We start from the raw sequence: 25,772 nt of genomic DNA on the forward strand, positions 1-25,772 counted from the left end.
CGCGGCGCCGGTCAGCCGGACGTCCAGGCAGGCCTCGTCTGCGCCGGATCCCCGCCTCTACGACCGTTTCCGGGGCCTGCCCCGCTTGGTGCCCTGCGAGCCGCCGGAGCGGCCTCGTGGGTTCCGTGCCGCCGACTTGCCCGCGGCGGGCTTCTTCTCGGGGCGCTTGCCCTTCTCCTGCGCCGGGGGCTGGGCGCGGCCGCGGGTGCTGTTGACCGTCCGCCCGCGGACGATGCCGATGAAGTCCTCGACCAGGTCGGTGGTGGCCTCCTCCGGCCAGGACAGGGCGATGCTCGACCGGGGGGCGTCCACGACCGTGCGGTAGGTGAGGTCCCTGCGGTGGTGCAGGCGTGCCAGGGACTGGGGGACGACCAGAAGGCCCACGCCGGCCGCGACCAGCTCGATGGCGTCGACCGTGGTGGCGGGGCGTTCGAAGGCGGGCTCCCCGGGCGGGCTGTCCCAGTCGAAGACATCGTCGAGGGGGTGGAAGAGGACCTCGTCGGCGAGGTCGTCCAGGGTGACCTCCTCGGCCGCCGTGATCAGGTGGTCCTTGGGGACCACGACCACCGTCGCCTCGGTGTAGAGGGGGATCGCGCTGAAGAACGTACGGTCGACCGGCAGCCGTACGAACCCGGCGTCGGCCCGGCCGTCGCGCAGCACGTCGGGCGCCTCGGCGGCCGTCACCTGGAGGAGGGTGAGGGGGATGTCGGGCAGTCGCTCGGTCCAGATCCGTACCCACTTGGCGGGCGTCACGCCGGGGACGTACGCGAGCCGGAACGACGGTGTTTCCTCCGAGCCTGTCACCAGGCCAGGTTACCGGCCGTGGTCGGACCTGCCGTACCCGGCCGATACCCTTGACCTCATGAGTTCGCAGCAGACCGGCCAGACGATGAAGCCCGCCACGGCGGCGAAGAAGCTGGGTGTGTACCTCCCCGCCACCCCCGTCGAGTTCCAGGAGGGTGTCGTCTCGCGCGCCGAGCTGAACGAGCTCCAGGCCGATCCGCCCCAGTGGCTGCGCGAGCTGCGCGCCAACGGCCCCCACCCGCGCCCCGTGGTGGCGGCGAAGCTCGGGGTCTCCATCTCGGGCCTGGCCCGCGCCGGGGTCACCGAGGCCCTCACCACCGAGCAGATCGAGGCGCTGAAGCAGGAACGGCCCGAGTGGCTGGAGAAGGAGCGCGCCACCCAGGCCGAGGTCCGCAAGGAGTCGGTGCGCGTCAAGAACCTGAAGCAGGACAAGGAGCAGGGCGCCGAGCGGGACTGAGGCTCCGACCCGCCCGGGCGCCGCCCGCTCACCCGCCCGACGGCACCTTCAGCCGGTCCCAGCTGACCTTGCCGGGGATGCCGTCCGCGTCCTTGCCCTTGAAGCCGAGCTTGTGCTGCCAGGCGGCGTACGACTTGCGGTCGGCCTCGGTCCACTCGGGGCTCGGCCCGCTCTCGTAGTGGCCGCAGCCCTCGGCGACGAGCCGGCGGCCCATGGCCGTGATGACCGGCGACTTCTGCCCGATGTGGAAGAAGCCGCTGCCCGGGAAGGGCGCGTGGGCCGGCTTCGGCGCGGGCTTCGGGTCGGTCGGGCCGCCCGGGTCCTTCCCGCCGCCCGTGCCGGCCAGCCGTTCGGCGATGCGCGCCCGCATGCTGTCCATCGTGAAGCCGCGCGGATCCTGCTTGCCCGGCTGCCACTCCTTGTGCCCGATGACGGAGCGCTCGGACCAGCCGTAGTGGCGGCAGATGGCGGCCGAGACCTTCTCGATGGCCTCCTTCTGCGCCTCGGGCCAGGGGTCCTTGCCGTCGCCGAGGTTGATGCACTCGAAGCCGTAGAAGTGCCGGTTGCCGTCGACGTCGGCCTCGTTGTCGTGGGGCAGTCTCGTCTCGTTGACGACGGCGCGCAGGACGTCGCTGTCGCCGAGGCCCGCGTGGTTGGCGCGGCCGTTGCCGACGAGGTGGACATGGCCCTGCTTGTCGATCACACCGTGGCACAGCGGGCCGGGCAGGCCGGAGTAGCCGTTGTAGCAGATGTCGACGGAGGCGGACGTGCCGGAGGTGACGGTGTGGTGGATCATGACACCGTTCACCGGTCCCCAGGGGCCCTTGCTGTTGCGGTTGTGCTGACGCCAGTTGCGCACCTCGTGGACGGTGACGCCCTCGGCACGCAGGATCTCCACCAGCTTGGACGCGCTCATCGGCTGGGCCATCAGCGGTCTCCTTCCACGGCGGCCTCGGCCGCCGCTGTGGTCTGTGAGCGGCCGCCGGAGGGATCGGCCTCGGCGGCCTGTTCCTCGCTCGCGGCCTGGGCCTCGGCGGCGAGCGTCGCCTCGTCGGCCGCCGGAATGCCGACGGCCAGCGGTCCGAAGGCCAGGCGCAGGTCGACAGTGCCGCCCTCGCCCCTGACCAGGGCCAGCGGCGCGAAGTGCCGGGCGATCCCGGCGGGCGCCGTCAGCAGGGGGCGGCGGGCCGGGTCGGTGGGCCACTCGACGCTGCCGGTGGCGGTGCGGGCGGGGATCAGCCAGTGGTCGCCGGTGCGGTAGCCGCCGCCCTTGGCGAAGTACACCTCGACCCCGTCCTCCAGGGGCAGCCACTCCCCCTCGGTGACGGGCACCGCGCCGCCCTTCAGCGCAGCGGTACGGCCCTTGCGGCGCGGCCCCTCGTGGTGGTCCCAGCGGCGCAGGAACGGATGCAGATGCCGCAGCCGTCCCACGCCCGGGTCCGGCTCGCCGGAGAGGCGGACGCGCCGGCCCGGCAGGTCCAGTTCCTCGACCCGCAGCAGAGGCAGCGCTTCGAGGCGGGAGGCGTAGGCGGTGTCGGTGAACTCGACGAGGTCGCCGACGTCCAGGTCCAGCTTGTCGTCGAGGCCGAGGGTGGCCAACTGCACCCAGGTGCCGTCGAGTTCGTCGACCGGGAAGACCACCGAGCCGTTCTCCCGGGACCACTTGAAGGTGGCGTCCTTCGCCTCTCCGCCCGCATGCACCTCCACGCGGTACAGCTGGTTCTCCGGGCCGCGGTAGCGGGCGTCGGGCCGGACCAGGCACGGGTCCTCGTCGGCTTGCTCGGGCCGCTCGCTGCGGGCGGCGAGCCGCGCCGAGGGGGCGACCTGGCCCTGCGCCCAGCGGTCGAAGGCGGCGCGCACCACCTCCTTGGCCGGTTCGGCGTCCTCGATCTCCAGCTCGGCCAGGGACAGCGGCAGGACCTGCCAGACGACCTTGGCGCGGACGGCGGTGTCCGGCAGGGCGGCGCCGAGGGCGACCTCGCGAAGCGCCGGGTCCTCGGCGGCGCACACGGCGCGCTCCCACACCCTGAGGTAGACGAGGAACGGTGTCTGGGCGGGCGAGGGCAGCCGGTCGCCGGGCTTCTCCGGGTCGCGGAAGCCATCAGGCTGGTTCCAGTAGTCCCAGTACGTCTCCGCGGCCGGCTCCGGCTCCCCGGCATCCTCGTCGGGCACGGGCGTGCCGGGTGCCGGGCGGTCCGCGTCGCACAGGATGCCGTCCACGTAGTAGCGGCCGCCGTGGATGTACAGGGTGTCGATGTCGTGCTTGCCGCCCACGTACTCGATGCGGAAGCCGGTCGCGTCGCGCGGTCCGCCGTACCGGCCGATCAGGTCCGCAGTGAGGGTGCGGGCCTGGTGGAGCTGGATCGCGGTCTGCTCGTTGAGGTCGGCGTCGAGCTGGACGCGGCCCTGCTGGGCGACGACCGCCGAGTAGTGCCGCTCCGGACGGAACGTGGCGCGGGAGAGGTCAGCGTGCATGGAAGGGGTCCCCCTGGTTCGGGATGTCTCGGATCAGGCGTAGGAGGTGCGGCTCGGCTCACGTCACGAAGAAGATCCCGGCGTCGGTGCCCGCGGGCGTGTACTCGGCGAGCCGGGCCCGCAGACCGTCCTCGCGCTGCGGCCGGTACAGGTCGTGGAAGGCGCCGAGCTCGGCGCCGTCGTCCGCGCCGCGCCGGATCTCCTCGGCGCACCGGTCCGCCAACTGCCCGTACCAGGGCGTCCCATAGCGTTCGGAGGCGAACAAGGGCCGTACGTGCGCGGCCTGTTCGGGTCCGGCGAGGTCCGGCTGGCAGCGGTAGCGGCGCGGCGTGCGTGAGCCGGGCGGGACGTACGAGTACCGCAGGCAGCCGATGCCGCGCCGGGCCACGTGCAGCCTGCCGGTGAGGACCGAGTTCTCGGCGATCCGTACGGCGTGCGTGTGGATCTCGCCGATCACCGTCGTCCGGTGCAGATGGAGCACGGCGTGGGCGTGGCGGCAGTCCGGGGCGGAGAGGGCCTCGCGGTCGTGGCCTGTGGCGTCCAGGACGCTGTCGCGCAGATGGATGTCGAGGGGGTCCTCCGAGACCTCGTCGCCGATGACCTCGATGGTGCCGAGGATGCTGTGCTCGATCTGGAGGCAGGCGGTGGTGCGTTCCAGGACGATGCTGGGCTCGTCGGGTGAGTGCGGCGCGCACTCGGGCTCCAGCGACCAGCCCGGCACCAGCGTGGAGTGCAGGACCACGACGGCGCCCATCGGACCGGTGACGTTGATGCCGCGCCCGGCGACCAGCAGCCCGTCGAGGACGAGGCGGGGCCGCTCGTGCGGGGCACAGTCGTCGGACACCGCACGGATGTTGAGGGCGTCGGGGCGGTTGCTGTACCAGTCGAGCAGCCGGATCACCGGCCGGGTGCCCTCGGCCGCCCGCAGTTCCAGCCGGTCGCCCGGATCGAGGTCGAAGTCCAGCTGCTCCTGGTAGGCGCCGCTGTGCGTGATCTCGATGATGCCGGTACGGTCCGGGCTGCGCTCGTCCTGCCAGGCCCGGTAGGCGTCCATGATCCTGCGGTACGGCTGTTCCGGGCCGACGCGGTAGAAGTCGGCGTCGGGCCGGGGCTCGCGGTCCGCCCGCTCGTACTCGCCGCCGCCCATGTCGGCGACGGACGCGTGGTGATAGTCCACCCACACGCCCTGCCGGGGCGCCGACCGCGACCCGAACGCGATCCGGCCCAGCTCCGGGTCGACGACGATCTGGCCGCGCTTGGGCCGGTAGCGCCAGTCGGAGAGGTCCGCGACCACGATGTCGGACGGCGGTACCGGCCGGTCCTCGCCGTCGCGCCGGATGACGAGGCTCTTGCCCGGGCCGTAGTAGTCGGCGAGCCGGTCGTGCAGCAGGCGGCGGGTGATGAACGCCGGGACGTTGTCGACGGCGGCGATGTGGGCCGGTGAGGGTTCCGGGACCGGCTTGGTGACCAGGGGGGTGTCGTTGCCGAGGATGGAGAAGGTGTAGAGGTTGCGGGCGCGGTCGATGCAGTAGGCCGGGGACGAGGTGAGGGAGTGGGACTTCAGCCGCCAGACGAAGAGCCCGACCCCGGCGGGGGTCCAACCGCCCTGCCTCCGGGACGAGTCGGCACGGCGTACGTCGACGGTCCTGGCGGCCTCGTCGAACGGGCCGCCCGCGAGGGCGAGTCCCGCGCCGTCCCGCAGGTCGAGGAGGCGGCCGCGCTCCCCTCGCCGGCCGGTGCCGTACAGCTTCACCGGCTGGGTGTGGGCCACGTGCCGGGACAGCTCGACCGCGCGGGCGGGCCACTCGGCCACCTGCTCGGCGAGTTCCTCCAGCAGATGGAGGGTGCCCTTGCGGCGGCGGTGGGCGACGGTGGCGGCCACGTCCGCGCGCGGGGCGATGGCCTCGGCCAGGGCGTCCCGGCCGCCGACGTGCAGACCGGTGGTGAGGACGCGTTCGTAGCCCGGCAGGGTGCGATAGCCGACGAGGTCGCCGAGGTACGGCAGCACCCAGGGGGCCGCGGTCTCCACGAACAGATCCTCGTAGCCCTGCTGGACCCCGTCGCGGACCCGGTCGAGCTGCTCGGCGATCACGGCGAGCAGGGCGCGCAGCGGCTCGCCCTCCTCGGCGTCGCGCAGCCGGTGCCAGCGGGGCAGCAGCTCGGCGAGCCCGTCGGGCTCCCGGGGCGTCACCGGGGCCGGCGTCTCCAACTGGACATCCGCCGAATGCGCGGCCATCACTTGACCTCCGTGAGAATCAGGGTGTCCGCGGCCCGTGCCGACAGCAGAGCGAGTTGGGCGGGGCGGATGCCGCGGAAGACGAACACCGTCCGGCCCTTCGCCAAGGGCCGGGTGTCGGTGATGTCGGGGTTGAGGCGCAGGAGTTCGGCGAGCGGGATGCCGTAGCGGGCGCAGACGGACGACAGGGTCTCGCCGTGCTCGTCGCGGACGGTGTGGGTCCTCTCCTCGTACGTCGCCGGGTGCGCCGGTACGGACGGCCCGGGTGTACCGGGTCCGGTGAGCAGCGCGGTGAGCTCCTCCGGGCCGGCGGAGGCGGGGACTCCGGTGAAGACGTCGACGTCCACGTAGTCGACGCCGGGCACGGAGTGCCCCGTGGCCAGCAGCTCGGAGAGCCGGGCGGGCTGCCCCAGCTCCCGGCCCTCGTAGCCGAGTCGCCGCACCAGGGCCTGGCGCAGCCGCGGTTCGACGATCTCCCAGGAGTGGTCCGGGGCGACCTTCACCTTGGCGGCGATCAGCAGCAGAACGAGTTCGCGTACGTCCACGCGGACCGGGAGGTTCGGGTCTCCGTACTCCGTCAGCGCCCCGCGCAGGGCGCGCAGCACGTCGGAGTCGTCGGCGATCGGGACGTCGTCGGTGCCCGCGACCGTCACGTGCAGCACGCGCCGGCGTCCGTCGAACAGCTCGCGGGCCGCGGCCCGGCCGATGCCCGCCCGTGAGCGGGCGAAGTCCTCGTAGTCCACCGGGGAGACCAGCCGGTCCAGGGCGGAGACGGCGAGCGGGACGGTGCGGCGGGTGAGGCCCGGCCCGTCCGCGTCCGCGCCGCCCGTGGCCGGGCGGGGGTTGGTGACCGCGGTGACACCGAGCGGCCGGGTGAGGGGCTGGGTGATCCGGTCGGCCGGGACGTTGGCGGCCCGGCCGGTGCCGAAGCGGTAGCGGGCGCGGACGTTCTCGTGGCCGCTGGGCAGGCGGGCGCCGTGCACGCCGTCGCCGAAGGTCACGGTGGTCCGGCCGTCGGACGCGGTGCCCGTGATGTACACCCGCTCGGTCGGGCCGCGCCCGGCGAGGCTGTCGGCCTCGTGCCACAGCACCCCGTCGACACGCACCTCCAGGACGGGTGTGGCGCCGAGCGGATTGTCCGCGGCGAGCCAGGTCAGCGGGGACTGCCAGAGCGCGAAGGTCTGGTTGACACGGTCGGAGTCCCCGCTGCCGATGGCCTCCTCGCGGCTCTCGCCGTGGGTGGCCTCGACGACGTTGCCGAGGATCCGGACACTCGCGCGGCGATAGCGGTGCACGAGGTCGGCGGTGAGGGTCAGCCGGGTGTGGACGTGGTCGCCGGGCAGCCGTGGATCGACGGCCGGGTCGGCGGCGGCGAGCGTGACCACCTCGGTGGCCGTGACACCGGTCGCGCCCGGGATGTCGGCGCGCTCGCCGCTCACGATGAGAGCGCGGCCGGGGCGCAACCCGTCGTACAGCTCGGCGAGTTCGATCTCGTTGCCGTGCACGTCCTCGCCGAGCGGCTCGTCGGCGGGGCGGAGCGGCTCGCCCGCCGCGTGCACCGTGGTGTCGCGGATGTGGGAGAGCAGGACGTCGAACTCGTCCAGCCAGGGGTCGGCGAGCGTGAGTTCGGTGCCGCGGCCGGTGATGCCGTAGTTGGAGTACGCCGCGGTGCGCGCCGCCACGACCTGTGTGGTGACGAAGGCCAGCTTGGCGTCGCCGGGTACGGCGGCTCCCTTGGCCGGGCGCTGGACGGCCACCCAGCTGCCGACCGTGATGCCGTCGTGCACGCTGTCCAGCTGGAGGACACGGCGGTTGACCGGCTCCGGCTTGCTCGCGATGACGATCTCGACGTTGGGCTCGGTGCTGCCCACGGTGTACCTGAGGGTCACCTCGTACGCGCCGTGGGTGACCTGCACGGGCACCCCGGGGCGCAGGGTGAACTCCTGCGGCGTGCCATTGTGGATGCCCACGTGGACCGTGCCGTCGTCCTCCGGCCGGGACACGAACAGGGTGCGTTCGGGCAGGCCGGAGTGAAGGCGGGCGGTGACGCCGGGCTCCTCGGCGACGGCCGGGCGACGGTTGAGCCGGCTCAGCTCGCGGTCCTGGGCGGCGCGGGTCGACAGGTCGACCTGGCCGGGGCCGAGCGGGAAGGTGAGCTGCTGGGTGACGGGCAGGTTCTCGGCGCGCTGGTCGGAGCTGCTGCCCTCGACGTACTGGAACTCCGCCCGGACCGGCACCTTGCCCGCGGTGTCGTACACCACGCGCATGCTCGCCAGCACCGCGCCCGTCAGCGGCCAGTCCGCGGTGCGGATGACCCGGCCGTTCACGTCCTGGACGGGCTTGAGCGGGGCGGTGGCGCCGAAGGGGGCCGCGGTGACGCGCATCGCGAGCAGTTCCCGCAGCAACTGCGGGGTGCCCGGGGCGGCGGCCGTGCGCCAGGCCGGGTAGAGGCTGCCGAGCCCCGGGTCGAGGGCGGCGAGGAGACGGGCGGTGTCGGTGCCGGGACGGTGGGGGCGGCCGCCTCCCCGGGGTGCGGGGGCGCTGGAGCGCAGGGCGGGAAGAATCCTGCTCAGGGTCTGGAGGGCGGCGTGGCGGGGGTCGCTGGCCGTTCCCTGCCGCGCGTCGGCGCCGCCCGCCCCGGACGAGGCGTCGGGAGTGGCGGCATCGGCGGGCTGCGCGGGCGCCAACTCCCCTGCCCGCTCGGCCAGTTCCGCCAGCACCGCCTCCAACTGCTCGAACCACGCCGCCACGTCCTCGTACGGCTCGGCGAGCACCTGGGCCTCGCCCAGGCGGGCGACGGGGTCCGCGAGGCGGGCCGCGAGGCCGCCGGGGGTCTTGATGCCGTCCAGGTCGGCCCGCAGCGGGGCGAGGACCTGGTCGTCGAAGTCCTCGATCAGCCGGCTGACCGGCCGCGGGTTGGGGACCTCGGGGGTGGGGGGCTCGTCGCCCGGCTCGCCCGGGTCCACCGGTTCCGCGGTCCAGCGCCGTACCTCGTCGACGAGTTCCTTCAGCGTGGGCGGGGCCGACTTGGGCAGGGAGATCGCGGTGATCTCTTCCTCGCGGTCGATCCGGACGTTCGCCACGGGCAGCAGCTTGCGCTCGCCGCCCGCCTGTTCACCGAAGACGAAGAGCAACTGGTCGCCGGTCTGCAGGGAGTTCGCCGTGCCCTCGACGAACAGCTGCGAGCGGCGGTCGAGGTCGTCGGGGGTGATCAGGGAGGGGCGGCGGCGCCGCACCTTCAGCTCGTTCCAGTCCCAGCGGGCGGTGAGGTCCCGGCCGGTCTCGAAGGTCAGGGACTGCTCGTCGGCGGAGGCGGGCACGCTGTGGCTGCGTGCCCCGCGCGGGATCAGCACCGGCATGGCCTCGGCGCGCGGATCGCGTTCGAGGGTGTAGGCGAGATGGGTGCCGGCCGCCACGCCGGGTCGCGGGCGGTGGCCGACGAGCCGGCCGAGGAGCACCAGCGAGCGGTGCTCGTTGGCGGTGCGGATGTAGGCCTCGTCGGCGATCCGCTCGGAGTGGAAGGTGAGCAGGTCCCCGAGGACGGCGGTGGCGTCGAGCAGGCCGATCGCCGGGTCGTCGGGGGTGCGCACGGTCAGCCCGTCGAGGGCCGGGTAGGCGGGTGAGGCGAGCCGGTCGAGGAGCGCGGCGAGGAAGGAGCCGTACTCGCCGACGCGGTAGTCGAGGGCGGTGCGGCCGGGCGGGTTGTGGAGCGGGGCGGGGGCGAGGCGTTCGTCGTGCCCGCCGCACGCGCCGCCGCAGGAGCACACGGCGGTCATCGGTCACCTCCCAGGGAAATCGCGAGCCGTCCGTTCTCCGGCCGGTCCGGGTCGTTGTCGCAGGTGGCGATCTCCAGCGGGCCGAGCCGCAGCACGCCGTCCTCCCTTTCTCCTCGGTCCTCGTCGAACTGCCGTCGCAGCCGCGTGACCTGGACGCTCTCCACACCGGGGACGGCCGCGGCGACGGCGACCAGGCGGCTGAGCCGGACCGGCTCGCCGAAGGTCAGCGCGTCCGGGTGGAAGAAGCCCAGGCGTCCGCCCGGCAGCCGGCCGCTGCCGAGCACGCGGTACAGCTCGGCCAGGATCTGCCCGTGCTGGTGGCCGGGCCGGGCGCACACGGTGAGCGCGATGTCGAGCGGCACCAGCCGGGCGGGGCCGACCACCAGGTCGTGGCCGATGCGCCGGTACGACTCCAGGGCCTGGGCCACCGAGGCGAGCAGCCGCTCGGTCGGGGCGCCGGTGCCGAGCGCGTCCACGGCGATGTGCGCCTCCTGGACGCTGCCGGTCCAGCGGAGCTCCGCGGCGGCCCGCTGCACCCCGGGAAGGGCGGAGGCGAGGGCGGCGTAGTCCTCGGCGGTGACCGCGCGCAGCCGGGTGCGGCGCAGGTCGAGCGGGGCCGACTGGCGTACCTGGTCGACGGGTTCGGGCTCGGTGCCGCCGGTGGCGGGCAGCGGGTTGCGGACGGTGGCGGCGGGCGATTCGCAGTCGCCCTCGACGACCAGATGGTTGATGGCCTCCGCGCCGACGTTGCCCGCGCTGCCGCCCCCGAGCCGGTAGCGCACGGACAGCCTGGCCCCGGGCGTCGGCCGCGCGCCGTGGCGTCCGTCGCCGAAGCGCAGGGCGAGGCGGCCGTCGTCCTCCGTCTCGCCGACGAAGTGCCGATCGCGGGGCGCGCTGCCGAGCAGGTCGCGGTGCGGTTCCCAGTTGGCGTCGGTGTCGTGCAGTCGTACGGCGGGCAGGGCGCGGCGTGGATCCTGGGCGAGGGCGCCGGTCGCGGAGCCGCGCAGCACCGTCTCGTCGGGGTGGAGTCCGGCGGCGTACGCCGGGCCCCAACTGTGGGCGATCTCCCAGGCGATGTGTCCGTCGAGGACCGTGCCGGCCTGGGCCCGTGCGGCGAGGATCTCGGCGCGGCGCAGCTTGGCGTCGAGCAACTGGTCGCTGCGATGCAGGAGTTCACGCAGCGCGCGGACCGGATGGCGGCGGAGTTCCAATCGCTCCAGCACCTTCAGGCCGTAGATCACGGCGAGTTCGTCGATCTCCTGTTCCCCGAGTCCGTCGCGGTCGCGGGCGCTGCGCCACAGTTCGACTAGCCGCTGCCTGACCCGGCCCGGGATGCCCGCGATCCGCTCCGCCTGCCCGGCGGCGACCGTGGCCGGGTCGGGGAACGGCACGGCCTGGGTGACGGGCGCACGGCCGAGGACCGGGCGGAAGCGGGGTGCGATGCCCGGGTACACGGACTGCGCGAGCAGGGTCCGCAGCGCGGCGGCCTGCGCGTACGCCGTACCGGGCACGACCCGCTCGTGCCGCTGCCCGGCCCGTTCCAGGCCGATTCCGGCGCGCATGGTGGCGCTCTCCCCCACGACCTCGAACAGCTCGCGGACGTCGTCGGGGGCCAGGGCCTCGCCGCGCTCCGCCCGGTCCGTGAGCGAGTGGATGAGCCGGGCGGGCGCGTTGCCCTCCGTACGGTCGGGGCAGCCGAAGTCCGGCGGGTCGCAGGGGGCCACGACGGCGGGTACCGGCGGCACGGTGACCGTCTCGTGGAGTCCGGAGCGGCCGTGGTCCACGAGGACGGCGTTGCCGCGGGCCACGGTCACGTCCTCGACGGGCAGGCAGTCGCGTCCGCCGCGGGTGGTGAGGCAGAGCGGGAAGCGCAGGGCGTCCTCGGCGGCCCAGGTGACCTCCAGGACGGGCTGGTCCTCGATGCGGTCCAGTCCGGGTGTGACGGAGGTCAGGCGCACGGCCTGACGGTGGGTGGGGTCGGCGTCGCCGGGGGTGCCGGTGCGCGGGCCCTTCACCTCCTCCAGGACCAGGACGTCGCCCGGCTGGAGGGCCAGTCGGCGGTCCCGGCAGGTCTCCTGGTCCACCCACTCGTCGCGCAGGGTGGCCGCGGTGGCGCCCTTCGGCAGGGCGCACACCTCACCGCCCCAGTTCCACAGCCGGATGGCGTTGTGCGCGACCCTGAGCTCCAGCGGGTCGGCGGTGACGACCGGTTCGAAGACCTCCACCGAGCCGCGCTCGTCCAGGTCGCCGAGGTCGTTCTCGTCGATGACGGTGCCGGGCTCGGGAAGGTCGTGCGGATCGAGGCGGCGCACGTCGACGGAGGCGAAGCGGAAGGTGCCGGGCGCCAGGGTGTGGTCGGCGGCGGTCTGCACGGTGACGTACGCGCGGGAGTTGCAGCCGTCGTGCATCGCGTAGTCGATGAGCCGGACGTGCCGGCGTACGGAGACCCGGCGGCGCGCGGTGTCGAGGTAGGCCTCGGTGGCGACCGCGTCCTGCTGGTAGCTGATCTGGTCGCCGGTGTGGGCGAGCAGCTCCACGAGGGTCACGCCCAGGTCGGCGGGGTTGCGCTCGACCCAGTCGGGGGTGGTGAGCGCGAGCCGGTCCAGCAGCAGCTTGCGGATGGTGTCGTAGTCGCGGGCCGTGTAGTCGACGACCGGGGTGGCCGGGAAGGCGGGCTCCGGCTCGTGGTCGTCCGTGCAGTCGAAGGGGGTCGGGCAGTCGGGCCGGAAGGCGAACTCCGCGCTGTGGTAGCGCTGGTCGAAGCCGCGGAACGGCTCGGTGCCGGGCCGCCCGTACGGGTCGGGCTCCACCAGCGACAGCCGGTAGCGGGAGGTGTCGCCGGACCTGTCGAGGGTGACGTAGAGCCGGTCGTCGAGCTCCGGGTCCTCCTCGCGCTCGACGCTGACGTCGACCGCGGTGATGCCGGTGATCCGGCGCCCGCCGTCGATGCGGACGTTCTCGGGCCCCAGGCCGTGCGGAGCCTTGCCCAGGAAGGTGACCGTGAGCAGCAGCCCGTCGTCGCTCACCTCGACGGCGTCGACGCCGTTGAGCTGGGCGGCGCGCACCTTGGCGCGCCGGGTGGTGACCGCGCTCATGCCGCCCTCCCCTCGAAGACGTCCTCGCGGACGGCGCCGGTGGCGCGTACGACATAGGACAGATGCACGCGTACGACGTCGTCGCCGCCCTCGATGTCGAGGGCCACGACCTCGACGAGGTCGCCGAGCCAGCGCTGCAGCGAGGCCTGGACGGAGAGTTCGAGGGTGCTGATCAGCTCGGGGCTGTTGGGTGCGAAGACCAGGTCGAGCAGTCCGCAGCCGAAGTCGGGGCGCATCACGCGCTCGCCGGGGCTGGTGAAGAGCAGTTGCTCGATCAGGTCGTGGACGTGCTCGGCGGGGCCGGCGTGCGCGGTGCGGCCCCGGCGGTCGGCGTGGAAGGGGAACCCGATGTCGGTACGCGGTCGGGTTCGTTGACTCATCGGCCTCATCGGACGGTGACCTTTCGCTGCGCGGCCTGGACGACGGGCGGCCCCTGCGGGACGAAGGCCGCGGTGAAGCACTGGGCCGCGGAGGTGTCGAGCAGCACGGCCGCGCCGTCGGCCGTGACGCCGACGTCGTCGGCGGTCCAGCGGACCGAGACGCACGGCGAGGGCACCCTGTCGACGATGTGCGGGCAGCCGGTGACGACATAGGCGTGGGCGGCCGTGGCGACGGCCGCGCCCGCGATGCGTGTGCCGCCGGTGGGTGTGGTGGCGGGCATGACGCGGCCGCCGTGCGGGCAGCCGATCACGGCGCCCGCGTCCAGCAGACTTCCGGACAACTTCTTCCCCCGTTGTCTATCGCTTGGAGTGCACGGTCAACTGGCCCTGGTTGATGGTCACTTCGCCGCCGCGAACGATGACCTCGGCGCCCCCGCCGCTGGCGATGACCACGGCCTCTTTGGTGATACGGATGTAGGCGCCGCCCTGTGCCTGGAGGAGGATCCCCTGCTCGGCTCCGGCGGTGTCGCTCATGACGATCTTGTGGGCCTGCGGGGTCTGGACGACCACGGGCTTGCTCGGCGCGTTCGCCTGGAGCTCGCGGCGCGCGTCGGGCGGCAGCTCGCCGGCGTCGCCGTACCAGCACCCGGTCCACACGGGGAAGCTGGGATCCCCCTGCTCGAACTCCACCCACACACCCGCACCGGGCGGCGGCACCACGAACTGGCCCGCCTCGGGCCCGGTGAACGGCAGACAGGGCAGTGCCCAGGTGGACGCCTCGTCGCCGAGGACGTCCGGGACCTCGACGGTAATGCGGCCGATCCGCAGCGGGTCGTCATTGCTCACGACCCGGCCGCGGAACTTGCCGAGGTAGCGATTGTTGGGTGCCGCCATGCTGAACTGCTCCTGATGAGTGGGTCGTTGGTCGTCTTAGGGCCGGACGTAGTCGCTGCGCGCTTCCAGTCCCTCGCGCGAGAGGGTGAAGTTCTGCTGGAACGAGCCCGGGCGCAGGTTGTGGGTGACGGACTTGACGTAGTAGTCGCCGTCGTACGCCCGTCCGGCGCCGCGCACGCCGACGAGCTGGCGCGGCTGGAGGATGTAGCCGTGCCGGTTGACGTCGAGGGAGCCGGAGCCCGAGACGACGTCGGCGGAGACCGCGGCCCTGGCGAGGAGTTCGGCCTCGGCCTGCTCGCGCTGCTGTTTGGCGGTGCCGGACAGCGTCTTGCGCTTGAGGGCCGGGGTGGGCCGCCTGCCCAGGGGCGGCCGCAGGGGGCTGATGGGCGGCTGCGGCAGCAGGGTGGCCTGCCGGGTCCCCGGGTCCTGCCAGCGCGCCTGCGGCTCCTCCCGCGCGGTGCCGTCGTAGGCGAACGTCAGCTGGTCCACGGTGGAGTTGGCGTCCATGTTGACGTTGAGCGCGTGCTGCCTGAGGCCCAGCCGGACCTCGGGGCCCCAACGGGCCGAGGACTGGCCGGGGTTGGGTCCGGGCTCCAGATAGAAGGTGTAGCCGTTGGCCCGCGCCAGCTCGGTGACGTACTGCAGGTCGGTGCCGGTCTGGTAGTGGACGCGCAGGTCCTGGTGCGGGGGCTGGGCCACCTTCTCGGTGTAGACATCGGGCCGGACGCCGTAGTCGGAGTAGCGGCGCAGGATGGCGAGGACGCGCTCGGAGGGCGGCAGATTGGGGTAGCGGGCGGTGCGCTCCTCCAGGTCCATCAGCAGCGTGAGGTCCTCGCCGGTGACGGTGAGCGTGGAGTGGCCGGGGCGGTTGCTGGCGCCGACCTCCTGACGCACGATCAGTCCGTCGAAGAGCACCTCGGGGGTGCCACGGACGCTGACGGTGACGATGACGCGGGTCTTCGGGTCGAAGAACCCCTCGGGCAGCAGCCGCTGGTTGACCATCCCGTTCTTGGTGAGGTCGAAGGCGAGCTGAAAGCCGCTGCGTTCACCGGCGGTGGCGGTGATCTGGGCGGACAGCAGCGCCTCGGCGACCTCGACGGGGACCGGTCGGGCCAGGGTCGGCCCCATGAGGAGCTGGATGTGGACGGGGCCCTGCCCCACGGGCTGTTCAGACACGCCGCTCTCCGCGCGGGAAGCCGCCGGCGAGCGGAATGCCGATGACGCGCCCCGCCTCGTCGGTCAACTCCCGTGGATCGAGGACGGGATTGGCGTCGGCGATCCGCCACCACTGCCCGGGGGCGCCGAGGAAGCGCTGCCCGAGCAGATCGGGCCGCTCCCCTGCCCCGACGACGTGCGGCTCGGTCTCCTCGTCGAGCGGAGGGAGCAACCGCCGCTTGGCGTACCGGACTTCGGTGCCGTCGGCCATCCGGTGCACGCCGATCTCGGCGTCGTGGTAACGGCTGGTGCGCGGATAGGGATGGGCGCCCGGTATCGCGTCCAGGGCGCTCTCGTACGGCTCGATGTCGGCCATGGCTTCGGGTCAGCCCCTTCCGGTCACGAGATCGGTGCCCCCGAGCCCGAGGGCACCCAGGCTGCCGCCCCGCGCGGCGGCGGCGAGCCGCTCCTTCTGCGCGAGGTGGGCCATGTACAGGTCGGCACCGCGGTGCCCTGCGGGCAGGTCGCTGACGGTGAGGATCTTCATACCGATGCTCAGCGAGGCCCGTATCGGATTGAGGTTCACGTCGAAGGCGGACTCGTTGACGGAGAGTTCGGTGAGCCGGACAGGCATGACCCGCTTGCTCCCCCACGTGAACAGCGTCAGCGGCATCTCGATCGGGCTGATCTCGATGGTCCCCTTCTGCGTCAGCTTGCTCGCGGCCCGCAGTTGCGCGGTGGTCGGCTGCACGAGCATTTCGAGGGTGGCGAGTTGCGGGTGGATCCCGTCGGGCGCGGCGATCTCCAGCTGATCGGTGGCGTCGATCTCGGCGGTGAACTTCCAGGTCTCCTGGGCGGGGCCCTTCAGACGGAGGGCCTCGTTGCGGTCCCCGCTACCGGTTCCACCAGCACCACCGTCACCGCTGTCCCCGGCGGACTGGGGCGCGATGCTGCGCTCCAGGGTGTCGGGGTTGAACTGGAGGACGATGATCCGCTGGGGGGTGCCGGTGTCGGGGGCGACGACGACCAGGCCGGAGCGGATGGGTTTGGGGATGTCGGCGTAGCGGGTCATGCCGTGTCTCCACCTTCTTTGCCCAGGCGCTCCGCGAGTCGCCTCGCGAAAGGCGTGTAGTCGTGTTCAGGGAAGATTTCCGGGAACACCTGCAGCATGTGGTGGATGTTCTCTGCGGCACCCTGGAAGTCGATATCGTCGAGCGCGACCTCTGTGAAGAGGTATTGCCATCCGTAGGCCCCTTTGGTGACGAGCAAGGCGTCCAGGTATTCCGGGTATCCGATGTCCATGCGGAAGATCCCCCGTGTGGCCTGGTAGTACCAGACCTCGGGAACCGTCGTCCCTGGCGGGACACGCAAGGCGGCAAGGGTGCCACCGCCCCCTCTGGGGTGTTCGTCGAAAGGTCGCAGTTCGGTGCAGAGCAGACTCTCCTGCTCGGACGGCTCGTCGACGGCAGGTTCCACGCCTGGCATAAGCATTGCCGCGGCAATGTGCCGCAGGGAAAATTCTCCGGTCAGGTACAGGCCGGGCCGTTCGACGGCCCAGTGACTGGACAGTCCTGCGAACCGAAGATAACTGCGACGCAGCGAGGAATCCAGGAGGACTCCCCTCTCCTCGGCGATCAGTTCGAAGGCCTCGTCGGCATCGCCGATGTACTCGGCGATGCGCCCCCTCTCTTCGAAAAGGACGTCCAAACCAGGCGCGTCGTTCAGTTCATCGAGGAGGTTCAGGAAACGCCCCTCCTGGTCGGTCAGTTCGGGCACATCGTTCTCCGGGGTCAGTTGTAGCGAAGTTCGTTCTGGCGGTTTTCCAGTTTTTGCAGGTCGTCTTTGAAACTGGTCAGCTGACCCGCGGGTAGGGACCTCTTGTATTTCGTCATACTCAGTTTGAGCTCCACGAAGTCGCGATAGGGCGCCTGCAGAACGACTGCCTTCGCGAACACCGGAGTCACACCAAACTTTCGCACGATCCGCGCCGGACTCCGGCCGTTGATGTTGAATTTCGCATAGCGGCCCGGCTTCTCGATGTTGTCGCGCTCGTAGGACATCTTGGTCGGTTTTCTGACCCACGTCCTGTTCTTGACCTCGTAGCCACCCCACCTCATTCCGATGAACTTCGGGTAGGGGTAGTCCGGGTTGGCCCGGTCATCCGAATGGAACGCGACGTCGACCTTGTACCAGATCATGTCCTCGTTCTTGTCGACCGCGACGGCGCGGTGAGCCGGAAGTTCCAGCCGGAACGCAAACTTGGTGTTCACTTCCGAACCGGGCGCCGGCACCAGGTTGGACCCCTTGGCGGGGCCCTCGAGCCGTTCGGTGAGGAGGTGCATTCGCACCCAGGTGTTGTCGGTGCTCGGCAGCGTGTCCCAGCCGAGAGGGTTGCCTGGACGAGCCTGGGTGGAGATCTCGCCTCGCTTGATGTTCTTGTTGATGCCTGTGACCTCGAAGCCACGACCCCGGATCCCATCCTGGAACTTCGGCATGATGGTCTCCAGCAACGGCGGCTTGTCGTCGGGGAACTCGCGCTGTTCCAGGAGGTACGCAAGCCGCTCCATCTGGGTGTGCAGCCGGTTGCGCACGGACATGACCCGCTGGTACTCAGCGCGCGTCACGGTCGGAGGGAGCAGCTTCTGTATCTCGGTCACATGCAGCAAAGCGCCTTCCGCCTGGATCCGGATCGCCTCTTGGGTTCGGCCTCGCGGCGTGTCCTGGATCGGTTTGATGTCCTTCGCCCAGGCCGCCAGATAGGAGCGGATCGCAGCCGGATTGCTGCGCACCATCAGGTCGGCGCCACGCCCACGGCCTCGGTACAGCAGGGTGTGCAGTTCACCCTGCTGGTCGTGGAACCGGACCTTGGGCATTTCGTAGCCGCGTGTCTGGTCCTGCTGCTTGTCCCGGTTCCGCCGGTCCCGCTCGTGCTTCTGCCTCCCGAGCAACCGGTCCTTCATCCGCTGCCACTTCTCCCGCAGCCGCTTCGCCAGGTTGCGGAGCCTGTTGCGCAGGTCGCGGGCCTTGCCGAGCAGGGCGCGGGAGGCGCGGCGGACCTTGGCGAGGGCCTTGCTGACGGCGTTGCGGACACGCTGGAGCGGGCGGCGGCGGTTCGGGGTCTTCGTGTGGTCCTTGTGGTCTCGGTCCTTGCCCGTGCGGTCGCGCTTGGGGTCGCGGTCCGGTTTGCGGAGGTCGGGGCGGTGCTTGTCGCCCGGCCGGCCGGTGTCGGGGTGCTTTCCGTCCGGGTGCTTGGTTCCAGGCCGGGACTTGTCCGGGGTCTTGTCGCCGGGTCGGCGGCGAGTGGAGGGGCGTTCGGGGCCTCGGTCTCCGGGGCGGGAGGGTGACGGTCGGGACGGGGACTTCGCGTCGTGGGCCGCGTCCTTCACGCCCCGGTTGGCGGAGTTGACATAGCGGCCGTCCCTGCGGCGGTCCTCGTCGTCCCGCTTCTCCTTGGTCTTCGAGGACGGCGGTTCGGGCTTGCGGCCGGGTGTGGGCGCGGGGTCGGGACGGTTCGGCTTGGGAGCGGCCGTCTGCGCAGCGGGGTCGTCCTTCCGGGGCTGCTGGGCGTCCTTCTTCGGGGCATGCTCGTCACCGGACCCCGACTTCCCGCCACCCCCGGGTCGGCCCTTGCCGAACAGCTTCCCGGCGCGCTCCCTGAGCGTGCGGGCCACCCTGCCGAGGTACTTGCCGATGCCGGCGACCAGCCACTGGTAGATCAGTTCCAGCAGGGCCACGACACCGGAGGCCACCGCCTTGGCGAACGGCAGCGCGCCCTGGCCGCTCTTGACGGACTTCAGGAAGTTCATGAACAGGCCGAACGCCCGCAGCACGGAACTCAGCGCCTCGTACGCCGTCTTGAGCGCGTCGATGACCGCCATCACCCAGCCGGCGCCAGGGATCAGCTTCGCGACCACCTTGGTCACGATCAGCTCGCCGATGATCATGGGGAGTTGGGGGACGACCTCGTCCCAGGCCATCTTGGCCATCTCCTCCTTGGAGACGCCTCCGCTGATCAGCCGGTTGAACATCTCCATCGGGATGCCGATGAGCTGCTGGATCTTCTGGTTGAACCACTCCCGGACGGCGGCCTTGATCTCCGTGAACAGGTGCTCCTTGGCGCCGACGACCGCGGCGTCCTTGGCCTTGCCCAGCCAGCCACCCGGGTCGGACAGGATGTCCGTCGCGATGGCCGCCCATTCACCCAGGCTGTTCAGGATCGCCGAGCCCAGCTCCATGGCCTTGACCGTGACCGTCTCCGCGAGGTTCACGGCGGCCAGCAGTCCCTGCTCCATGAGGTCGAGGCCGGCCAGCAGCATGCCGCCGAACGCGTCGATCAGGGTGCCGGCGATCTTCTTGAGCTTGTCCGCGGCCTCGTTGACCTTCCGGACGGCGGCGTCGCGCAGTCCGTTGATGGTCCGACGCCACTTTGCCTGCAGGGCCGGATAGTCCTTGAGCAATTCGTCACCGAGCCGGATCAGCTCGTCCGCGAAGGCGTTGATCTGGTCGATGACCCACTTGCGGGCGTCGTCGATGAACTTGAAGACCTGCTTCTTGAAGTCGTCGATGACGCCCTTGACGTAGTTGCGGGCCTTCTCGAAGACGTCCTTGATGGCCTGCTTGAGCTTCTTGAACTGGTCCTTGATCCAGTTCAGGCCCTTCTCGAACCAGTTCCCAGAGTCCTTCTTCCCGTCGTCCCGCTTTTGCTGAACGTCCTTCTCGGACCCCGTGCGCTGGTCGTCGATCTTCTTCTGGTCGTCCTTGGTCCGCCGATCGACGTCCTGATCGGTCTTGTCCTGCTTGTCCTTGATGTCCTTGCGGACCTTGGTGAACTTCTTGCTCTTCTTGCCGTCGACCTCGCTGAGCTTGTCGTCCTGCTCCTTGCGCCAGCTGTCCCGGGAGCCGGCGATGTCGGAACGGCCCTGGCCGCGGGCGTCCGCCTGCTCCTTGGCGTTGGCGTCCACCTCACGCCGTACGTCCCGCTCGTACTGGCTGCGGTCCTGCCGGGCCTTGTCGTCCTTCTCCTTGCGCGCGGTGGTCATCTTCTGCCGCGCCTGCCCGAAGGCCTGCTTGATCTGGGGGCCCTGCTCATGCTCGGCGACGGCCGAGACCGCCTCGGGGGGCAGGCCGGCGCCGGGACTGCCGGGCGGCCCGCCGTCGGCGCCGGGCTGCGGCTTGCCGCCGCCGAGTTTCGCGGTGAGGGTCTCCTTGGGCACGTCCGGGTAGATCTGGTCCTCGCCCATCGGGCGGGCCGCGTCGTCACGGCCGGACTCGTGCAGTTCGGCGCTCTTGTCGTCGAGCAGCCGGCTCTGCTTGTCCGTGCGCTCCGGGTCCGAATCGTCCTTCAGCGGCAGCTTGGGCGCGTCACCGACCTTGGCGCCCTGAAGTCCCTTGTCGGTGGTGGGCAGATCGTTGATCGAGTCGGTGAGCTTGTGGAGCGGGAGCAGATGGGACAGCAGCTTCCGTGCGAGCGCGCCGCCGATCGCGATGGTGATGTCCCACCAGCCCGGCTCCTTCATGTTCGCGCCGGGCAACTCGCCTTCGGGGGTCTTCTCTCCCTGGATCTGAGGGGTATTGCCCTGCGCCGCCTCCGTCTCGCGGACCTGCTCCGAGGTGTAGGCGCCCGGCTCGCCGGGCTTCGGTCCGCCGTGCACGGTCGTGGGCGAGCCGACGGGCCGCGCCATGCTGGGCGGGGCGTCCTTCAGGGAGCCGCGCTCCTTGTCCACCGAACGGCCGACGGCCGTGTCGACGCCCTTGAGGGCGGTGAGCGCCAGGTGCGGCTGGAGGCTCTCGGCCACGGCGAGACCGGCCTCGGGGGTGGCGTTGCCGACATCGGCAGCAGCGGCCTGCTTCTTGGGCTTGGCGGCGGCGCCTCCCGCGCGACCGCCGCCGCCTCCGCCCGGAGCACGGCTCCCGCCGCTCCTCCCCCTGGGGGCCGCCGCCTTGGCGACGACGGGCGTGTCATCGTCCTGGCGTGCGGGCTCGTGCCGCGGCGGGGCCTCGGTCCTCGGTGTCGCCGACTCCACCTCGACGGCCTGGTCACCGACGCCGGTGTCGCCACCGGCCGCCGGGCCGGGCGAGCTCGCGACGGCCGGAGCCGGTGAACTCGCCTCCGCCTCCGGAGCCTTCTTCGGTGCGGGAGCCGTGGAACCGCTGCTCGTGGTGCCGCCGCTTCCGGAGGGGCTGCCCGTCTCCTGGCCGCGGGCGTCCTCGTCCGCACGGGCCAGCTTCCCCGGTGCGCCCGTCGTACCCTCGGCGCCGCCGTCGGAACCGCCCCCGCCCGCCCGCTCGTTGGCACGGCGCGTCTCGGCCGCCAGGTCGCGGTCCTCCGCCCGGTCGGCCCGGTCGGCGCCCTCGTCGTCCGCGTCCGGGCGCGCGACGGGTTCCGGACGGTCGGCCGTCTCGCTCTCCGGGTCGGGGCCGACCTGCTGGTCGGCAGGCTCGTCCGCGGCCTCGGGTGCGTCGTCGGCGGTGTCCTCCTGCGGGCCGTCCTCCTCCAGGGCGGAGGCGAGTTCCTCGGCCTCATCCGCGGTCACACGGGGTTCGGGCGGACGGCTGCGCGCGCCGTTCTCCGCGTCGGGGGCCGAAGTCCCGCCCAGGGCCGCCGCGTTGACCGTGCTGGTGTCGCCCGAGAGCGGCGCGGTGTCCTCCTCGGGTCGGGGACTGCGCTCCGGCTCCGCGTCGGCCTCGTCCTCGGACTCGTCGAGGAGGTTCTCCAACTCGGCGAGGGCCTCTGCCGCACCGCTCTCGTCCAGACCCAGCGGCTCGTCGTCGGGGTCCTGGTCGATGCCGGGCGCCGCCTCCTCCTGGGCCGGGGCACGGGTGTCGTCCCGTTCGGCCGCGCTCCTGTCCACCGGTTCCGGCCGTACCGCACCGACCGGACGAGCCGGTGAATCCTTGGCGGCGGCGCGGGCGGGCGCCGCCGGGGTCTGCGACTCCCGCGACCCCGCACCGGCGTCCTTCCCGGGCGCGGCGGACCGTCCCCGGGCATCGCCGCCCCCGTCCTGTTGCGCAGCATCGGCCGAACCGTCCGCCACCTGAAGGGGCTTGGCCTCCTGGGAGTCCGTCGAGGAAGAGGCAGACGCTGCGGACGCGGCAAGGGACGCGGACGGCTCCGGGACCGTCCCGGCATCAGGGCCGGCCGCCGGGGAGGCCCCGGCGCTCCCGTCCTTCCTCGCCTGCTCGAAGGCCCCGGGGTCCTCGGCCTTGCGCCGCTGAGCCTCCGCTATCCGCTCGTCCTCCAGCTGCTCGGCGTTCTCCAGCCGCGCCTGCCAAGCGGACTCGGCGCTCTCGCGGTCCTGCTCCAGCTCCTCGGCCGCGTCCGGCAAGGCGTGCGGAGCCGTGCCCGCCTCCACGGGGAGCGGGCCCTCCTCGACCTCGTCGACCAGGTCGAGAAGCCGGTCGTGATCCGGTGTGGGCAGCCGGATCTCCAGTCGGTCGAGGACCAGGTCCTGCAGATCGGGAGACATCCGCCCCAGGTGCTGGCGTACCCGCCCGGAAGCGTCCTCGGGGTCGCCGCGCAGGGACCGCAGGACGTCGTTGGCCAGGCGGTCCACCAGCGTTTCCGGGTCGACGCGCTCGGCGCGCGTACGGTCCGCGTGGACGGTCGCGTAGCGCAGCCAGCCGGGGGTCGCCTGCCCCTGCTCCACCTGCGGTGCGGAATCGGCGGCCGGCGCGGACTCGGGTCGTACGAGATCCTGCGCCGCCGACTCCGCCTCCCGCTCGATCGCCTGCTGCGGCATGCTCACCGCGCCCGGCTCCCGCCCCGCCCGCAACGCCCCCAGCCCGTGCGGATTCTGCACGGTGTGCAGCAACTCATGGGCGAGCAGTCGGCGGCCCTCGTCCGTGCCCGGCTTGAACGCGCCCTCGCGGAAGAGGATGTCCTGGCCGACGGCGACCGCGTCCGCCCCGAGCAGTTCCGTCAGCTGTGCGGCGTCGCGGCCGGTGTGCAGCCGTACGCGGCCGAGGTCGTGCCCGAGCTGTTCCTCCAGCTCGCGGCGGACGCCGGGGTCGAGCGGCTGGCCCGCGCCGCTGACGATGTTCTTCGGCTCCGGGGCGCGGGACTTGGCGGCTCGCTCCTTGCGCTTGCGGCGGCGCTGTTCGGCGGCCTGCTCCGAACCGGCCTGCTGCGCCTGTGAGGTCACGGGGTCACCTCCCCGTGGCCGCTGAGTCCCTGGTGCACCGCGCGCGCCAGTTCCTGGCCGAGCCGTCGTGCGGACAGCCCGGCGGGCAGCGGGGGAAGACCGGTCAGCGCGTCGACGCTCACGGTGCCGTTCGCCGCCAGGGGGACGCCCTGCTCCCGGACCAGCCGGGCCAACTCGCCCTCGAACGCGGCCGAGACCCGGTCCGGATCCACCCGGAAGCCGTCGAGGACGAGTTCGCCGATCTCCACGCGGATCGCCGAGGGCTGCCTGTTCACACCCATCCGCGCACCTCCGAGGGCGTCAGCGAGCGCTCCAGCTTGAGGTATTCGGTGCGGGCGGCCGCGAGCATGTGCCGCATCTGCAGCCGGTCGCCCTCCTCGGCCGCCAGGAACGCACCGGACAGGGCGATGTTGCGGATGGAGCCGCCGGCCACGGCGAGCCGGGCGAGGAGGGCATGGTCGATGTCCTTGACCGGGGCCTGCGGTGGCAGCACGCGGCGCCAGATCTCCGCGCGTTCGTGCTCGGCCGGGAAGGGGAAGTCGACGACGAAGCGGATGCGCCGCAGGAAGGCGGTGTCCAGGGCCTGCTTCATGTTGGTGGTGAGGATGGCGAGGCCCCGGTAGGCCTCCATGCGCATGAGCAGATAGCTGACTTCGAGGTTGGCGTACCGGTCGTGGCTGTCCTTGACCTCGCTGCGCTTGCCGAAGAGGGCGTCCGCCTCGTCGAACAGGAGCAGCGCGCCGCCGCGTTCGGCGGCGTCGAAGACCCGCCGGAGGTTCTTCTCGGTCTCGCCGATGTACTTGCTGACGACCTGGGAGAGGTCGACGACGAACAGGTCGAGGCCCAGCTCGCGCGCCATGACCTCGGCGGCGAGCGTCTTGCCGGTGCCGGAGCCGCCCGCGAACAGGGCGGTGACGCCGAGGCCGCGGCGCAGGGTCGCGGCGAAGCCCCATTCCTGGTGGACGGTGGCGCGTTGCCGCACGTGCGCGACGATCTCCCGCAGTACGGCCGTCTGCCGCTCGTGCAGCACCAGATCGCCCCAGCCGGCCTGCGGCTCGATCCGGCGGCCCAGCTCGTCCATGCCGATCCGGGCCTCGTCGAGACCGGAGCGCCAGGCGAGAGCGGCGGCGTCGAGTTCGTCCTCGTACGGCAGCCGGCGGCGCACGGTGGCCGCCACGGAACCGACGACGTGCGGCGGCAACTGGAACTGCGCCACCAGTGACCGCAGTTCGCTCTCCTCCAGGTCGGCGACCTCCTCGAACGCATCGGCCCACAGGGCGAGTTGCTCGTCGTCGTCGAGCCGGGGCACGGCCACGCGGACGCCGTGCGGGCGCTCGGTGCGCAGCGGGTCCTCGCTCGACACGACGACCGGTACGGCGGCACCGGCCAGGAACGCCTCGACCGCCGCCCGCTGATCGCGGTCCAGCTCACCCACCTCCACGAGGAGCACGGCGGGCAACAGGATCGCCTCCCGCTGCCACAGCCGGGCCAGCCGGTCGCGCTCGGCGGGATCGGTCGGGATGTCCTCGGCGTTCATCGCGTACAGCCCGAGCCCCGACCGGGCGGCCGCCGCGGCGGCCAGGTCGGCGCGGCTGCGCAGGTCGCCGCCGGTGATTTCGACGAGCAGGGGCGCGCCCGGAGCGCGGCCGCCCTCGGTCCAGCCCTCGGCGAGCCGGCTCGCGGCGAGGTCGTACGACGGTGGCAGCGCGTCCGGCACCGGGGTGCGGCGCACCTGCCCGTGCAGCCGGGCGTCCAGGTGGGGCGAGCCCAGCAGGAAGTGCAGGATGCGCTCGTCCAGCCGTAGCCGGGAGGTGGTCAGCCGTGTCTCGTCCTCCAGCTCGACGATCCGCCAGCGCCTGAGCGGTGCCACGGGCGTGAGCGCGCTCCAGTGCGGACCGTCCAGCGCGGCCAGGGCGAGCGAGAAGGTGGGGTGGGCCCGCCCCGGGTCCCCGGCGGCCGCGGCGCACCGGGCACCGGCCGTGGGCTCCAACTCGTAGGCGGCGGTGAGCAGCACGAGGTCACGCTCGAAAGGGGTGAGCCCGAAACAGGTGACGAGGGCGTCAAGCAGGGCGGGGGCCGGGACGGCGGGCACGACGGCGTTCCCGCGCACACCACCGGCACGGCGCCGGACACCGGCGCGGGCACCGGATGCGCCGTCCGCTGCGTCCGCGTCGGATCCGCCGCTCGCTTCGGCCACGGAACCGGCACCCACGCCGGCCACCGCGTCCGGTGCGGTGGTGGCGCGTGCCGCGTGGGTGTCGACGCATGCCAGGACGCGGCGGATCTCGGCGCTCAGCGCCGCGCTGCCGTCGCCCGTCTCCGCGGTGCTCGCCTCGTATGTCCCCATGTGCTCACCTGC

General features: G+C 72.3%; 17 protein-coding genes. 1 reads left to right on the forward strand and 16 read right to left on the reverse strand.

Annotated elements, in window-relative coordinates; translation table 11 throughout:
• Positions 1-57: 57 nt before the first annotated feature.
• Positions 58-804: a LysR family substrate-binding domain-containing protein gene (locus ACZ4EG_RS12575; protein ID WP_453550809.1), complete on the reverse strand. Its 747-nt coding sequence runs from the start codon at positions 802-804 to the stop codon at positions 58-60.
• Positions 805-862: 58 nt separating this feature from the next.
• Between ACZ4EG_RS12575 and ACZ4EG_RS12580 the strand changes: the two genes are divergently transcribed.
• Positions 863-1,261, forward strand: coding sequence for a DUF5997 family protein (locus ACZ4EG_RS12580; protein ID WP_453550812.1), 399 nt, complete (start codon positions 863-865; stop codon positions 1,259-1,261).
• Positions 1,262-1,289: 28 nt separating this feature from the next.
• Here the strand turns inward: ACZ4EG_RS12580 and ACZ4EG_RS12585 are convergent, their stop codons facing one another.
• The 15 genes from ACZ4EG_RS12585 to ACZ4EG_RS12655 are packed head-to-tail and all read right to left on the reverse strand — an operon-like array spanning position 1,290 to position 25,760.
• A complete protein-coding gene (locus ACZ4EG_RS12585; protein ID WP_467790624.1) occupies positions 1,290-2,189 on the reverse strand; it encodes a peptidoglycan-binding protein in 900 nt (299 codons plus the stop codon).
• Positions 2,189-3,736, reverse strand: coding sequence for a DUF6519 domain-containing protein (locus ACZ4EG_RS12590; protein WP_467790625.1), 1,548 nt, complete (start codon positions 3,734-3,736; stop codon positions 2,189-2,191). Before ACZ4EG_RS12590 ends, ACZ4EG_RS12585 begins: the two co-directional genes overlap by 1 nt.
• A gap of 58 nt (positions 3,737-3,794) precedes the next feature.
• The gene (locus ACZ4EG_RS12595; RefSeq protein WP_467790626.1) at positions 3,795-5,972 is read right to left on the reverse strand and encodes a hypothetical protein; all 2,178 of its coding nucleotides are present in this window, start codon (positions 5,970-5,972) and stop codon (positions 3,795-3,797) included.
• On the reverse strand, positions 5,972-9,748 hold the full coding sequence (locus ACZ4EG_RS12600) for a putative baseplate assembly protein (RefSeq protein WP_467790627.1): 3,777 nt from the start codon (positions 9,746-9,748) through the stop codon (positions 5,972-5,974). The genes ACZ4EG_RS12595 and ACZ4EG_RS12600 overlap by 1 nt, the downstream gene beginning before the upstream one ends.
• Positions 9,745-12,843 carry a putative baseplate assembly protein gene (locus ACZ4EG_RS12605; protein ID WP_467790628.1) on the reverse strand — a complete coding sequence of 1,033 codons (3,099 nt, stop codon included), beginning with the start codon at positions 12,841-12,843 and terminating at the stop codon, positions 9,745-9,747. The genes ACZ4EG_RS12600 and ACZ4EG_RS12605 overlap by 4 nt, the downstream gene beginning before the upstream one ends.
• Positions 12,840-13,223, reverse strand: a complete 384-nt coding sequence (locus tag ACZ4EG_RS12610) for a GPW/gp25 family protein (RefSeq protein WP_467790629.1) — start codon at positions 13,221-13,223, stop codon at positions 12,840-12,842. The genes ACZ4EG_RS12605 and ACZ4EG_RS12610 overlap by 4 nt, the downstream gene beginning before the upstream one ends.
• Before the next feature lie 5 nt (positions 13,224-13,228).
• Positions 13,229-13,564 carry a hypothetical protein gene (locus ACZ4EG_RS12615; protein WP_390710518.1) on the reverse strand — a complete coding sequence of 112 codons (336 nt, stop codon included), beginning with the start codon at positions 13,562-13,564 and terminating at the stop codon, positions 13,229-13,231.
• 16 nt (positions 13,565-13,580) lie between these two features.
• Positions 13,581-14,117: a phage baseplate assembly protein V gene (locus ACZ4EG_RS12620; protein WP_453550831.1), complete on the reverse strand. Its 537-nt coding sequence runs from the start codon at positions 14,115-14,117 to the stop codon at positions 13,581-13,583.
• Between the two features lie 36 nt (positions 14,118-14,153).
• Complete coding sequence (locus ACZ4EG_RS12625) at positions 14,154-15,293, reverse strand: hypothetical protein (RefSeq protein ID WP_453550834.1); 1,140 nt, start codon at positions 15,291-15,293, stop codon at positions 14,154-14,156.
• The gene (locus ACZ4EG_RS12630; RefSeq protein ID WP_467790630.1) at positions 15,286-15,648 is read right to left on the reverse strand and encodes a hypothetical protein; all 363 of its coding nucleotides are present in this window, start codon (positions 15,646-15,648) and stop codon (positions 15,286-15,288) included. The genes ACZ4EG_RS12625 and ACZ4EG_RS12630 overlap by 8 nt, the downstream gene beginning before the upstream one ends.
• 9 nt (positions 15,649-15,657) lie before the next feature.
• Positions 15,658-16,344, reverse strand: a complete 687-nt coding sequence (locus ACZ4EG_RS12635; protein ID WP_453550838.1) for a hypothetical protein — start codon at positions 16,342-16,344, stop codon at positions 15,658-15,660.
• Complete coding sequence (locus ACZ4EG_RS12640) at positions 16,341-17,048, reverse strand: hypothetical protein (RefSeq protein ID WP_467790631.1); 708 nt, start codon at positions 17,046-17,048, stop codon at positions 16,341-16,343. Before ACZ4EG_RS12640 ends, ACZ4EG_RS12635 begins: the two co-directional genes overlap by 4 nt.
• Before the next feature lie 14 nt (positions 17,049-17,062).
• Entirely contained in the window at positions 17,063-23,413 is a 6,351-nt protein-coding gene (locus tag ACZ4EG_RS12645; protein ID WP_467790632.1) for an eCIS core domain-containing protein, read from the reverse strand.
• Complete coding sequence (locus ACZ4EG_RS12650) at positions 23,410-23,694, reverse strand: hypothetical protein (protein ID WP_467790633.1); 285 nt, start codon at positions 23,692-23,694, stop codon at positions 23,410-23,412. The genes ACZ4EG_RS12645 and ACZ4EG_RS12650 overlap by 4 nt, the downstream gene beginning before the upstream one ends.
• Positions 23,685-25,760: an ATP-binding protein gene (locus ACZ4EG_RS12655; RefSeq protein WP_467790634.1), complete on the reverse strand. Its 2,076-nt coding sequence runs from the start codon at positions 25,758-25,760 to the stop codon at positions 23,685-23,687. Before ACZ4EG_RS12655 ends, ACZ4EG_RS12650 begins: the two co-directional genes overlap by 10 nt.
• Positions 25,761-25,772: the final 12 nt, after the last annotated feature.

It is taken from the genome of Streptomyces sp. NPDC025638, assembly GCF_055558775.1.

What these genes read in the sequence shown, in the direction of transcription:
- ACZ4EG_RS12580 (WP_453550812.1), top strand. Translation starts at nt 863, where the DNA reads ATGAGTTCGCAGCAGACCGGCCAGACGATGAAGCCCGCCACGGCGGCG.
- ACZ4EG_RS12585 (WP_467790624.1), bottom strand. Translation starts at nt 2,189, where the DNA reads ATGGCCCAGCCGATGAGCGCGTCCAAGCTGGTGGAGATCCTGCGTGCC.
- ACZ4EG_RS12590 (WP_467790625.1), bottom strand. Translation starts at nt 3,736, where the DNA reads ATGCACGCTGACCTCTCCCGCGCCACGTTCCGTCCGGAGCGGCACTAC.
- ACZ4EG_RS12595 (WP_467790626.1), bottom strand. Translation starts at nt 5,972, where the DNA reads ATGGCCGCGCATTCGGCGGATGTCCAGTTGGAGACGCCGGCCCCGGTG.
- ACZ4EG_RS12600 (WP_467790627.1), bottom strand. Translation starts at nt 9,748, where the DNA reads ATGACCGCCGTGTGCTCCTGCGGCGGCGCGTGCGGCGGGCACGACGAA.
- ACZ4EG_RS12605 (WP_467790628.1), bottom strand. Translation starts at nt 12,843, where the DNA reads ATGAGCGCGGTCACCACCCGGCGCGCCAAGGTGCGCGCCGCCCAGCTC.
- ACZ4EG_RS12610 (WP_467790629.1), bottom strand. Translation starts at nt 13,223, where the DNA reads ATGAGTCAACGAACCCGACCGCGTACCGACATCGGGTTCCCCTTCCAC.
- ACZ4EG_RS12620 (WP_453550831.1), bottom strand. Translation starts at nt 14,117, where the DNA reads ATGGCGGCACCCAACAATCGCTACCTCGGCAAGTTCCGCGGCCGGGTC.
- ACZ4EG_RS12630 (WP_467790630.1), bottom strand. Translation starts at nt 15,648, where the DNA reads ATGGCCGACATCGAGCCGTACGAGAGCGCCCTGGACGCGATACCGGGC.
- ACZ4EG_RS12635 (WP_453550838.1), bottom strand. Translation starts at nt 16,344, where the DNA reads ATGACCCGCTACGCCGACATCCCCAAACCCATCCGCTCCGGCCTGGTC.
- ACZ4EG_RS12650 (WP_467790633.1), bottom strand. Translation starts at nt 23,694, where the DNA reads ATGGGTGTGAACAGGCAGCCCTCGGCGATCCGCGTGGAGATCGGCGAA.
- ACZ4EG_RS12655 (WP_467790634.1), bottom strand. Translation starts at nt 25,760, where the DNA reads ATGGGGACATACGAGGCGAGCACCGCGGAGACGGGCGACGGCAGCGCG.